The following is a 12,320-nucleotide window of genomic DNA, read 5'->3' as shown; positions in this document are numbered from 1 at the left end:
CAGTAATCTACCGCTAATTAAAGGGTATAAAAGGTAAACTGATTTGGACTGCACCTGCGATTTTTTCTGAGGAGAGACACGGTGGAGGCTTCACTCGGCGAAGTGAACCGCAACGAACTAATTGAAAAAAACCTCCCCTTGGTTGGTTACCAAGTGGCGGAGTTGCTGCGCCGTGTCCCGTCTTTTGTGCAGCGTGAAGACCTCGCTTCGGCGGGTTCTTTGGCTCTGGTGCAAGCTGCTAATTCTTACGATCCATCAACCGGGGTGCCCTTTCATCGCTACGCAATTTACCGGATTCGCGGGGCCATGCTGGACGAGCTGCGTTCTATGGACTGGGCGACGCGCGGGGCCCGCCAACGCACCAAGCAACTGGAAGAAATGACCTCTACCCTCACCGCTGCCGCGGGACGCGCCCCCACGAAAGAGGAACTCGCTTCGGCCTTGGGAGTGGACGTAGAGACGGTGGAGTCCGCCCAGCAAGACGCCGCCCGCCGTGTCATTTCGATGGATGCGCCCGCCGGCAAAGACGACGAGCGGACCCTGGAAGTGCCTGATGAAAGCCCCTCCCCGGAGGATACGCTGCTGGACGATGAGCGCCTGGTGTATCTGCGCGCGGCGGTGCGGGCTCTGCCCCAGCGCCTGCGCTACGTGGTGGAACAGGTATTTTTCGAGGAACGTCCGATTCAAGATGTCGCCGATGAGCTGGGTGTTACCCAGTCGCGGGTGTCCCAGCTACGTTCAGAGGCGCTCACCCTGATGCGCGAGGGGATGAACCGCCACCTCGATCCCGAAACGGCCGCGGAAGAAAACGAAGAAGTCACCGGCATCGTTAAGAAACGCCGCGAGAACTACTTCCAAAAGATTGAAGATCACGCTGATGAGATGCTGCGCGCAGATTCAGACGTGGACCTGGAGATAGAGGACACGCTGATTCCACCCCCTGACTCCTCGTCAGCGCGGAGTCGCCCGCGGGATTCTTCCGGGGCGACTCGTCCCCGTTCGTCGTCTCTGCGTGATTCGTTGTCACAAGTTTCGTCCGGCGGGACTGCGGGGTCGTCTCGCCGTAAGGAAAAGGAGGGGGAGTCCTCCACCGAAGATTCGTCGGGTACTTCGACCAAGAGTTTCCTGGCTGGTCACGCCCGTGGCACGGCGCAGGCGAAGGCCCGTATCGAAGCGGAGCAGGAAGCCAAGCGCGCCGCCGAAGAAGCTCAGAAACCTAAAAGTAAAGACAAAGTCCGATCTCGTGGTGGGGAACCCGAAGTGGAACTCACGGCGGAAGAAGAAAAACCACCGACCCCGCCAACCACCTCTTACCTGGGAGGATTGTCGATTCGACAGCAGAATATGCGGGCGGAAGCACGCCGGAATCGACGAAAAAAATAATTTCTCCTTAATTTTCAGAGTTAATGGCCGACAATTAAGCGTGAGGTAGTGTCAGCGGGACACCTGTCGGTGTTCTGTGCCTCGGCGTTATCTCAGGATGGGATAACACCTTTTATTCCATGGAAGGAGAAATCATGGGTATGGGTATAAGCGGTATTGGCGGTTTCAATACCGAGGGAATTGTCCAGAAGCTAATGGCTCTGGAATGGCAGGCCGGTAAGGGTCTGCAGACCAAGAAAGTCCAGCTTGAATCCCGCACTAAGGCATTCCGGGATTTGAACACACAGCTGGCAGCCTTGACGAAGAATGCTTGGACGGTTTACGGCAAGGAAAGCAAGTTCGATAAAAGCCTTGACGCCTCGGCTGTCTGGGGTGCAGTGAAGGGCTCTTCCTCTAGCGAAATGGTCAGTGTCAGCACCAAGGCTGGCGCGGCCGTGGGGTCGGTGGAGTTCGACATCAAGTCCCTGGCTCAGTCCAAGCAGGTTACCTTTGACAGCAATCAGCTCACCGAGCTTACCAATGCAATCGGCCAGGGCGGCTCATTCTCCATTATGGTGGGGAATAAGGTCACGAACATTACTCCGGCTTCCAACTCTATGCAGGATATTGCCCAGGCAATTAACTCCGTGAAGGATTCCGGCGTGGCTGCCACGGTGGTGCGCGTCAGCGACAGCAACGGACAAGCCCAGTATGTATTGCAGGTCACCGGCAAGGAAACTGGCGCCGAGGCTGGAGACTTCAAGATTTTTGCCGGGGACGTGACGAAGGGTCTATCCGTCACCCCTAAGACCACCACTCCCGACGCGGCTTCTCAATCGGTGTCTTACGCCTTTGAGGATACGACAGCGCTACGTTTCGCCACTTCGGGGATTACCTCTTATAACGGCACGGTGCGCCGGGCGTCCAGTGATGCGGTTATCTCCCTCTACGGTGAGGACCACCAATATTCCTCCAACCAGATTGAGTTGATGGATAAGGTCACGGTGGATATTTCTGGTGTGAAGGCGGAAACCAAGGCGGACGGAACCAGTGTCTACCCCGGATACCTGACCAAGGGCGTCAAGATTGATGTCGTGGCCGACCAGTCCGAAGCAACCAGCAAGGTGAAGTCTCTCGTCGGAGACGTGAACAAGATTCTGGGGACTTTGGCCAAAGGCATGAAGTCGGTGGAGCAAACCCGAACTGATGAAGACGGAAGAAAGTCTACGTGGAAGGCTCCGGGTGTCCTATCAAACTCGATTGGTCGCCAAGTGCAGTCCGAGCTAGGGGATATGCTCTCCTCTGGAATCACGATTAAGGATGCTGCGGGGAATGCTCAAACCTATTCTGCGGAGGACTTCGGGATTGTCCTGAAGAACACCTCTGATGGTTTGAAAGTGGAGTTTGACGAGTCTAAGTTCCAGGCCATGATGGAGTCTGACCCGACCAGGACGGAAAAAGTTGTGTCTGCTTTTGCCGAAAAACTTGGGGATTTCGGCAGCAACATTTCCGATTCGAGCACGGGAATGCTGACGAGTGTTATCAAGTCCAACGACGACGAGAAGAGCTACGTCGAGTCTCGGATTAGCGACTTTACGGAGCGTATGGTGCGCAAGGAGGCATCTTTGAAGCAGCAGTACTCTCGGTTGGAGACCTTGCTGGCCGGCTTCAGTCAGCAGCAGGCTTGGCTGACTTCTCAGTTGGCCGGGCTGCCGAGATAGTTTTTGACAGACTGAAGATTCTTCACGCAGATTTTGTGGTATTTCGGCTGGGTTCACTGTATTAGTGACCCAGCCGAAGTATTGTAGTAGTGGGTAGTGATTTTTACGGAGGGAAACTATGCAAACCGCAATTAACCGGTTCCAACAAGACTCTATTGCGACAGCTTCTCCCGCGAGGCTGCTTACAATGCTTTATGACCGACTGTTGCTTGATATTGGACGGGCTGAGAAAGCCCTGCGCGGTCAGAACCGGGTTGAAGCGCATAAAAATCTCACTCATGCTCAGGACATCATCGCCGAGTTGATGTCGTCCCTGCGGATGGATGTGTGGGACGGCGCTGAGGGCTTGATGGCTCTGTATGTGTATGCCATGAAAGAACTGGTCAACGCCAACGTGCAGGGCGATGCCGATAAAGCCCAAGAGATTCGGGAGCTGTTTGAGCCGCTGGCGGACGCGTGGAAACAGGCGGCCGCGCAAATGGAAGCCAACGATGCAAAAACTGCGGGGAATCAGTCGAATTCAGCGGGTGTCAAGCGTAACTCTAAGGGTGATTTGGGTGTCGGATAGTCAAGATGTGGCACAGTGGTCCGCTGAGTTAGAAAAAATCCATCAGCAGGTTCTGGAAGCACGCCGGCAGCTTAGTGCAGGTCAGATTCCGGAAGAAATCGTGTGGCAGCCGCCAACTGTGAGTGCTTTGCCATCGCAACTGCGTAATCAGGCCCTGAAATTGCAAAGCGAGTTGCAGGACGTACAGGCGCGTATCATGGTTGCAATGGATAATAACCGTGAGGAAAGAGATCGTTTGCGCCAACGGTCAAGTCAGAAAACCGATCCGAAACCGGTTTATTTGGATGTTCAGGGTTAGATACTGAACTGCTGTTTGTGTTCACGGGGAACTTCCAGGAAAATGACTTTTCCTGGAAGTTGTCTTAATATTTGGGCAAAAAAGCGGCGAAACTGCTGTATAAATGCGAACAATTCAGATAGTGTGACCAACATCACAAATAGGACATTAGTCCTGTTAGAGTTCGGGCTATGAACACTACACGATTTTTCTCGCAAAGAAACCTACACACTGACAATTTCTGCGTCCCCGGGAAAGCTTAGTATAACTTCCAGCCAGACTTCAGAAAGTTACCACCCTTAAAGTGTTCGTGTCAGAACTGCCCCAGGGGGGAACCTTTTGAATATTCTCGAAACAGAAGGGAATCAGGCAATCGCGGGACGAAATCAAGCAGAAAATGCCACATCATAAACTGAGAGAAGCCTGAAAAAATATTTCTCAACATTATTAAAAATGGCTCCTAAGATGAACGAAAGCTACCGGTTTGAAAGCTTACAACGTGGTAAAATTTAATAGCTGAGAATACTGTAAGTTACAGCTGTGTAACCTCTCAGAAGCCATCCTCACCTGGGACTATAGTTCGGGCATTTGTACTAACAAAAACCTACTTAATGTAAAAATAGTGAGGTTTGCAGGAACTTCTCATGAACTCCAAACACAATAATTAAATCTCCTCGACAATTGCTTGGGAACTGCCGATACTGGATATGTCAGCGCGAAAAGCACTGAACCGCAGCAGGAAGTTACGCGGAATGAGGATCGAGGGAATGATCCAGCGAGAAAACATGTGAGGTCGTCATGTTTGATTCTGTTGGTTACGTAGCAATGCGAACCGCGCTGGATGGATTGTCAATGCGTCAGCGAGTCATCGCCGATAACATTGCCAATATTCAGACGCCGGGATTCTTAGCCGGCAAGGTTTCGTTCGAAAATGAACTGGCTCGCGCCGTTGAGTTCGGACACCCTGCCACCACGCATATCGCCACTGCACGCTCCTTGGAGCCCACTCGTATCGATGGTAACAATGTCAATCTGGACACTGAGACCATCTCGAGTGTGGATACGGTTCTTCGCTTCCAGCTGGCTACCCAAGCAATCAGTGGGGAATATACCAACATTCGCTCGGCCATGAGGACGACATCATGACCACGTTTGGAGCAATCGGTATCGCTGGAACCGGCATGACAGTCAACCGTAAATGGTTGGACTGCATCTCGGATAACATCGCCAACATCAACACCACCAAGCCCATGAACGAAGAGGCCTTCCGGGCTCGCTACGTCGTGGCTCAGGCTGTTGACTATGGGCGTCCAGCAGGAACGATGGTCACGGGCATTGCGCTCGGTGGCACCGATGGACGGATCGTGTACGACCCCCGCGATCCCAATGCGAATGAAGAAGGGTATGTCCGCCACCCTGATATTGACTTGGGATCACAGATGACCCAGTTGATTATGGCGCAAAGGGCTTACCAAGCGAACGCTGCCGTGGTGGACCGTGCAAAGTCCACTTACGAATCAGCATTGCAAATCGGGAGGTAAGTAAGCCATGCCTTACTCTGTAGACGGTATTGGTAGCCAACTGACCAGTTCCTTGACCGGAACCCAGCAGCTGACCAATAACTTCGTACAATCCCTTGGGTTCTCACGTTCCGCAGCCACCCAAGCCGGTCCGTCGCGTCTGGGCACCAATGCCACGCACGTCGCCCCGACTGGCACCGGTCTAACTCCGTTGGGTGCAGACGTCCGCGACGTCGCGGAAACCTCTTTCGGCAATGTCTTTGCCGATGCGGTGTATAACATGCAGCAACGTGAGAGTACCGCCAAGAAGCTGGGTGTGCAGGCCCTAACCGGGCAACTCAATGATGTCCACCAATACACTATTGCAGCCGCAGAATCCCAGCTGACCATGGAACTGACCTCTACCATTCGGAATAAGGCAGTTGATATGTTCAACGAGATTATGAGGATGCAAGCATAATGCCACCGGTCATCGTAAACGCAGTAGATAAAGTCAAAAGCACCGTCGGCCAGTTTTCATTAGGCCAAAAGACCCTGTCAATCATCGGGGTAGCCGTGCTCATCTTGGGTGGCGTGGTGCTTTACTCTTGGGTGGCGAGTCCCGATTACACCACCCTGTACACCGGTTTAACGGATAAAGATCAAGCCGCCGTAACTGAACAGCTTGATTCGCAAGGCATCAAATATCAAGTCGCCGACAATGGTGTGGTGAAGGTGCCGGCCAAAGATGTGCAAAGCGCCCGGATGAGCTTGGCAGCCGCCGACCTGCCCGCCCAGCCCACTTCCGGTTACGCCGTTTTGGACAACTTGGGCGTAGCGGCTTCGGACTTCCAACAGCAGATGGCAAAGAAACGCGCCCTGGAAGGCGAGCTGGCCAAAACGATTGACACGATGGACGAAATCGAAAAGTCCACGGTCGCCCTGGCCATTCCCCAGGAAACCGTGTTTGCCGACCCGAAGAAACCGGTTGCCACCACCGCTTCTGTGACTATCACCCCGAAGAATCGCAAAGACGTTACCAATGACACGGTGCAGGCGATTATTAATATGGTTTCCGCTTCCGTGCCGAACCTGGATAAGTCGGGAGTGACCGTGGTCGATACGCTGGGTAACAGTCTTTCTGACAAGGTAGAAGGCGGTACGGCCGCGGCTTCGGAGATGGAAAAGAGTCTGGTCGCCAAGGCTTTGGCGGTCGTGGAGCCACTGGTTGGGGTGGGCAATGCCCGCGTCTCGGCGCAAGTTGACTTATCGCAAGATAATCAAGTGAAAACGACGCGTATCTATACCGATCCGGAGGGCGGGGTTAAGCAACTGTCTGCCTCAAATGCGGCCGAGCAGTACAGCGGCGGCGGAGCCACCGTCGTCGGCGTGCTGGGCCCGGATAACATCGGCAACCCCTACGAGGTGAACGGTAACAACGGGGGCAATTACACCAATACCCAAAACGTGCAGAACAACGCCGTCAACGAAGAGGTGACCCAATCGACTCGTGGACCGGGAGCGGCACTGCGCAAGTCCGTGTCGGTCGTGGTGAATCAAGAGACCGCCCGGCGCTTGGACATGGCTCAGGTGCGTGACATGGTGGCGGCCGCAACCGGTATTGATGCGGCAGCCGGAGACGTTGTGAATATCTCGCGTTCCCCGTTTGATGACACGGCCAAGAAAGCGGCCGAAAAGGCGGCGGCGGATGAAGCTGCTGCGGAAGCCGCAGCCAAGACCGCCTCCCTGATTCGTCAGGCGGTTATCGCCGGATTGATTATCCTGCTTTTGATTATCATCGCGGCGGTGGCCAAGAAACGGGCTAAGGCTCGTGAACGCGAGGCTTTGGACCTCGGCGAGTTGGATCAGCTGCCCGATCCTTACACCTTGAGCGCTCCGGAAGATGAAGCTCTCGAGATTGAGGCGGCCACGATTCCGGAGCCCGAGCCGGAGCCCGAGCCGGAGCCCGAGCCTGAACCGGATCCAATCCTGCTCAAGCTGGAAGCCAAGCGTGAAGAGATTGCCGAACTGGCTCTCGACAAGCCGCAACTGGTCGCTGAGCAGCTGCGTTCCTGGATGGGAGGTCACTAATCATGGTAGTGTCACAAGCGCTTACTCTGAGCGGGCTGCAGAAAGCCGCCTTGCTGCTGATTCAGATTGGCAAGGACCGTGCCGCTCGCGTCATGAGCGAAATGAATGATGATGAAGTCGAGGCTTTGTCAGCCGAGATTCTGCGGATGACTAACGTACCCCGCGAAATCACCGCTGATGTCATTGATGAGTTCTATGAAAATTCGATAGCGTCGGCCAGTTTGCAGCTGGGTCACGGCGGTCTGGACTACGCCCAGAAAGTTTTGGAACAGACCTTCGGTCGGGAAAAGGCCGAGGAAATTATGGAACGCCTGATGCAGGGCATGCAGGGCCAGCCGTTCGATTTCCTGAAGTCCGCCGACCCGCGTGAAATCGTGACGTTGGTTTCTTCGGAACATCCCCAGACGATTGCCCTGGTGCTGGCGCACCTGCGTCCGGATCATGCCGCGCGCGTCATGGCCGGTTTGGGACCGAAACTCCAAGGCGATGTGGCGGTACGGATTGCCCAGATGGAACGGGCTAACCCCGAAATGGTGACCTTGGTCGCCGAATCCCTGCAAAAGAAGGCTGAGCAGGTCATTAACTCTGAAGAGATGCAAGCTATCGGCGGTGTCGAACCGCTGGTCGACATCATCAACCGGGCTGATCCGGGCACTGAAAAGATGATTCTGACCGGACTGGAAGAACGTGACGAGGACTTGGCTGATGAAGTCCGTTCCCGCATGTTCGTCTTTGAAGACATCGTTATGCTCGAAGATCGGGGCATTCAGCTGGTGCTGCGTCAGGTCGATGGGGCTCGCTTGGCGATGGCTCTGAAGGGCACGAACGAAGATTTGCGTTCTCGCCTGATGAAGAACCTCTCCGAGCGTGCTCGTCAGAACGTTATGGAAGAAATCGACATGCTGGGCAGCGTGCGCATGAGCCAGGTACAGGAGGCTCGCTCCGAAATTGTCCAGCTGATCCGCAAGATGGAGGAATCCGGCCAGATTGTCATCCGCCGCGAGGAGGAAGACGAATATGTGGCTTGATCAGGACCTCTTGGAGGTCAAGGAAAATCAGCGACGCGGCGGCGCGCCCAACCCGGTGGCTTTGTCCACCGCTTCCGGGGCAAACTCTGCCGGCGCGTTCCGTTTGGCGGGTGCATCCAATCAAGCCAAGGGCGACGACAAATCCACCCAGGCTTTCGGATACGCCAAAGGGTTTTCCTCCGGATGGGCGGCCGGTCAAAAACGGGCGTCGCGTGAGGCTGAACAGGAACGCAACATCATAAACGAGGACGCACGTCTGGCTGAGGAAGCCCGCACCGAGGCTTATGTCGACGCGATGGATGAAATTCAGGCTATCGCCGATGCGGTTTCCTCCCGGGACGCCCTGGTCATCGAAGAGATGAAAGCTGCGCTGATGGAAGCGGCTGTCGATTTGGCCGAAGCCCTGATAGGGGCGGAACTGTCCGACGAACCGACTCGCGCCAAGGCGGCGTTAAAGCGGGCTTTGTCGATGAACGATCCGAAAGACATTGTGAAAGTGAATATGAACCCACAGGATGTGGCTACGCTGACCAGCTTGGGCGTGGATTGCCCGGTACAGCTGGTTCCCGATTCGGAACTGGATCCGGGCGACGCGGTGGCTTACATGCCGGAGGGTTTGCTGGATGCCCGGCTGACTTCGGCTGTGCGGCGTGCTCGAGAGGCTCTGGTGTCCGCCCAAGCAGCCGAGGAGTGAGCATCTTGGAGCTGGCCACTTTACCATCTTTTGTGAGTTTGCTGAACGCCTCACGCCCCCAACGGGTCGGTGAGGTGGAATCCGTTGTGGGCCTGTCTGTGCAGGTACGCGGCTTGCAATGCTCTGTTGGTGAAGTCGTGCTGGTCGGTGACGATCCGGGAGTGCCCGCCGAAGTGGTGGCGCTGGACGCGGGTATTGCCTCGTGTATGCCTCTGGACAATCTTGACGGTTTGCGGATTGGTTCTCCCGTTCGCGGTACCGGTTTACCGGCCACAGTTCCGGTCGGTCCGGCTTTGCTGGGTCGGGTTATTGACGCCGCCGGCCGTCCGCTTGACGGCAAGGGTCCGATCTATGCGGCTGACCGCGTGCCGATTCACGGGGCGGCTCCCAATGCTTTGGAACGTGCCCGGATTGATATGCCCGTCGCGATGGGAGTGCGTGTCCTGGACACGCTGGTGACCTTGGGGCGGGGTCAGCGCATTGGTTTGTTTGCCGGTTCCGGGGTCGGTAAGTCGACTTTGATGTCGATGATTGCGCGGGGTACGAACGCAGAAGTTTGTGTCATTGCCCTGGTGGGTGAGCGCGGACGTGAGGTTCGTGAGTTTTTGGAAGATGACTTGGGCGAGGAGGGCCTGTCCCGTTCGGTTGTGGTGGTGGCGACATCGGATGAGTCCCCAATGCTGCGCAAACGCGCTGCTTTCACCGCTACCCGCGTCGCCGAATACTACCGAGACGCGGGCCGCCACGTCCTGCTGATGATGGATTCCCTGACCCGTACCTGTATGGCGCAGCGCGAAATCGGCCTGTCCGTAGGCGAACCGCCCGCCACGCGCGGCTACCCACCCTCAACCTTCTCGATGATGGCGCAATTGCTGGAACGGGCCGGTTCGGGTGCCGTCGGGTCCGTGACCGGCATCTACACGGTGCTGGTGGATGGCGACGACCACAACGAACCTATTGCTGACCAGGCGCGTTCTATCCTGGATGGGCACGTGGTGCTGGACCGGAAACTGGCGGTGGCCGGCCACTATCCGGCTATCGACGCTCTGGGTTCCATTTCCCGGGTGGCTTCCAAAGTTACGACGCGGGAACAAAAGGAAGCCGCCACTGCCCTGCGTCAGATTATGGGGGCGAAACGCTCGGTCCAGGACCTGCTAGATGTGGGGGCTTATCAGGCCGGCACGAACCCCGAAGTGGATACGGCTGTGAAATACGATGCTGACATCGAGGCGTTCCTGACTCAAAAGACCGACGAAAAGGTCGAATTCGACACGGCTTGGTCACAACTGTTTGATCTCTATCAGGCTTTCAAGTCTGAGGAAGCGGCGTAGGGGGTGGAGTAAATGGTAGATCGCGCGTTCCGTCTTCAGGGTTTACTCAATTTACGCCAGCTCCAAGAGGATCAGGCGGCCGGTCGTCTCGCCTCGGCTCACGCGGACTTAAACCACGCTGACCAGCAGCTGACTTCGGCCCGGGCTCGGCTCGGTTCCATGCAGACTTCCGGGGCTACAAACCTGGCTGTAGCTGCGGCGATGCGTAACGCGGCGATGATGCAGATTCAAGAGGGTATTGCTCGAAAAGAGTACGCGCAAGCGGTGGTGGATCAGCGTCAGGATGAATGGCAGGGGGCTCGACGCCTCACCGCAACCTTAGAAAAGCTTGAAAATCGTCATGCTGAAGAAGTTATTGCCGATGATTTGCATAAGGAACAGGTTGTTCTTGATGAGCTCGCATCTCACATGGGCAACACTGGCAGTGCCACGGAAGGCAAAACCGGTGCGGAACCGCGTGTTCGCACGAAGAGGGAAACGCTACCGAGTGAGTCTGTGACGGGCTCGACCGGTCAGCGAAATCCGGCTTTTGCCGAGGGAGGTCAATTGTGAGCCTGGCTAGTGTCCAGTCGAGAATTAGTGCAATTCAAGACATGATTAACTCGTTGAATAATAACGGCCGTCCACCGGTCTCTGTGACCGAGAGCGGGGCGGCGAATTCTGCGTCTAAAACTTCTAAGAATTCCGAGGCCACGGGAGACTTCAGCACCAAACTGGCCAGCCAAATTTCCGCTGCCAACAAGGCCACTCCCACCCGTACTTCCGGTAAAGGGCAAATCCAGGGAGCCCCCGGGACTGCTGAAGCTTTCGTGGAAAAGGTTCGGTCCTACATCGGGGTGCCTTACGTGTGGGGCGGCACCAACCCGAAGACCGGTTTGGACTGTTCCGGTTTGGTCCAGACTGCCGCGCGGGAAGTCGGGGTGACGCTGCCGCGAGTCACCTACGATCAGCAGCACTCCGGCGTGGAAGTTGACGGCATCAAGAATGCCAAACCCGGCGACTTGCTGATTCTGCGCAACTCCGGGCACGTGGCGGTTTATATTGGCAACGGCAAGGCGATTCACGCTCCGCGTCCGGGCAAGAACGTGACGGAAGCCAACGTTTCTGACTTGGGTCCGATTGTGACCATTCGTCGCGTCATGCGCTCCGCGGGGGATGCTCCGGGGGCACCCACTCCGGCTGTAAACGCGGCTTCGGCTCCCGATACCACAAAGGCTTCTTCCCGCGTCACCCCGCCCGTGGAAGAATCCGACAAGACTACCGCCCCGACCGGGGTAACCGCGAACGCAGCTTTCCAAGACAACGGCAGTGCTGTAGCACCGTCGGCGAATGCCGTGGCGGCAGGTTTGGTGAGCTTGCTGGGAGCCTTGGGTAATGCGGCTTTGGCTCAAAACAATACGGCTAATAATACGGCTCCCGGTGTGGCCAACCGTGGCGCGGCGAACCCGGGCAATGCCTCCACAGACCTGGCTGCCGCACTGGTGGGAGCCTTATCAGGAGCTGGTGCGGGTACCGCCGGTGCTAATCCGCTGGCATCCCTGCTGGGTACGGCCAACTCAAATAACTCTTACAGCTCGACGTTGCTCAGCCAGTTCTTGGGTGGATCCTCGCTGTATGGTTCTAACGCGGCCGGTGGCTTGGGGGCTTTGGCCGGTAAGTCAGGCACGATGGGAGCTAACGCGAGCTTGAGTAATACCGCGTCTTCCTTGAGTGCGTTGGGCGCCTTACGTTCATCTTTGGGGGTGTGAC

At 56.2% G+C, this 12,320-nt stretch carries 13 protein-coding genes; all 13 read left to right on the top strand.

Going from position 1 to position 12,320, the window contains the following annotated elements; genetic code table 11:
• Positions 1-81: 81 nt before the first annotated feature.
• The 13 genes from RQ935_RS04420 (at position 82) to RQ935_RS04360 (ending at position 12,319) form a co-directional block, all read left to right on the top strand.
• Positions 82-1,383, top strand: a complete 1,302-nt coding sequence (locus RQ935_RS04420; RefSeq protein ID WP_311497375.1) for a sigma-70 family RNA polymerase sigma factor — start codon at positions 82-84, stop codon at positions 1,381-1,383.
• A gap of 134 nt (positions 1,384-1,517) precedes the next feature.
• A complete protein-coding gene (gene fliD / locus RQ935_RS04415) occupies positions 1,518-3,083 on the top strand; it encodes a flagellar filament capping protein FliD (protein WP_311497374.1) in 1,566 nt (521 codons plus the stop codon).
• A 118-nt stretch (positions 3,084-3,201) separates the two neighbouring features.
• Entirely contained in the window at positions 3,202-3,651 is a 450-nt protein-coding gene (gene fliS, locus RQ935_RS04410) for a flagellar export chaperone FliS (RefSeq protein ID WP_308535801.1), read from the top strand.
• Positions 3,641-3,949 carry a hypothetical protein gene (locus RQ935_RS04405; RefSeq protein WP_311497373.1) on the top strand — a complete coding sequence of 103 codons (309 nt, stop codon included), beginning with the start codon at positions 3,641-3,643 and terminating at the stop codon, positions 3,947-3,949. Before fliS ends, RQ935_RS04405 begins: the two co-directional genes overlap by 11 nt.
• A gap of 777 nt (positions 3,950-4,726) precedes the next feature.
• The gene (flgB, locus tag RQ935_RS04400) at positions 4,727-5,074 is read left to right on the top strand and encodes a flagellar basal body rod protein FlgB (RefSeq protein WP_297723197.1); all 348 of its coding nucleotides are present in this window, start codon (positions 4,727-4,729) and stop codon (positions 5,072-5,074) included.
• Positions 5,071-5,469, top strand: a complete 399-nt coding sequence (gene flgC / locus RQ935_RS04395) for a flagellar basal body rod protein FlgC (protein WP_308535803.1) — start codon at positions 5,071-5,073, stop codon at positions 5,467-5,469. The genes flgB and flgC overlap by 4 nt, the downstream gene beginning before the upstream one ends.
• 7 nt (positions 5,470-5,476) lie before the next feature.
• Positions 5,477-5,908: a flagellar hook-basal body complex protein FliE gene (locus tag RQ935_RS04390; protein ID WP_311497372.1), complete on the top strand. Its 432-nt coding sequence runs from the start codon at positions 5,477-5,479 to the stop codon at positions 5,906-5,908.
• Positions 5,908-7,518 (top strand): flagellar basal-body MS-ring/collar protein FliF, encoded by a 1,611-nt coding sequence (fliF, locus tag RQ935_RS04385; protein WP_311497371.1) that lies wholly within the window; start codon positions 5,908-5,910, stop codon positions 7,516-7,518. Before RQ935_RS04390 ends, fliF begins: the two co-directional genes overlap by 1 nt.
• Before the next feature lie 2 nt (positions 7,519-7,520).
• On the top strand, positions 7,521-8,546 hold the full coding sequence (gene fliG, locus RQ935_RS04380; protein ID WP_311497370.1) for a flagellar motor switch protein FliG: 1,026 nt from the start codon (positions 7,521-7,523) through the stop codon (positions 8,544-8,546).
• Positions 8,536-9,240, top strand: coding sequence for a FliH/SctL family protein (locus tag RQ935_RS04375; protein WP_311497369.1), 705 nt, complete (start codon positions 8,536-8,538; stop codon positions 9,238-9,240). The genes fliG and RQ935_RS04375 overlap by 11 nt, the downstream gene beginning before the upstream one ends.
• Entirely contained in the window at positions 9,237-10,571 is a 1,335-nt protein-coding gene (locus tag RQ935_RS04370) for a FliI/YscN family ATPase (RefSeq protein WP_311497368.1), read from the top strand. Before RQ935_RS04375 ends, RQ935_RS04370 begins: the two co-directional genes overlap by 4 nt.
• Before the next feature lie 12 nt (positions 10,572-10,583).
• Positions 10,584-11,123, top strand: a complete 540-nt coding sequence (locus RQ935_RS04365; RefSeq protein ID WP_311497367.1) for a flagellar FliJ family protein — start codon at positions 10,584-10,586, stop codon at positions 11,121-11,123.
• Positions 11,120-12,319, top strand: a complete 1,200-nt coding sequence (locus tag RQ935_RS04360) for a C40 family peptidase (RefSeq protein ID WP_311497366.1) — start codon at positions 11,120-11,122, stop codon at positions 12,317-12,319. The genes RQ935_RS04365 and RQ935_RS04360 overlap by 4 nt, the downstream gene beginning before the upstream one ends.
• The last annotated feature ends 1 nt before the right edge of the window (position 12,320 follow it).

Source organism: uncultured Mobiluncus sp. (assembly GCF_963511525.1).
Classification (GTDB): domain Bacteria; phylum Actinomycetota; class Actinomycetes; order Actinomycetales; family Actinomycetaceae; genus Mobiluncus.
The sequence above is the reverse complement of the archived record's forward strand: the minus strand, read 5'-3'. Positions and strand labels throughout refer to the sequence as shown.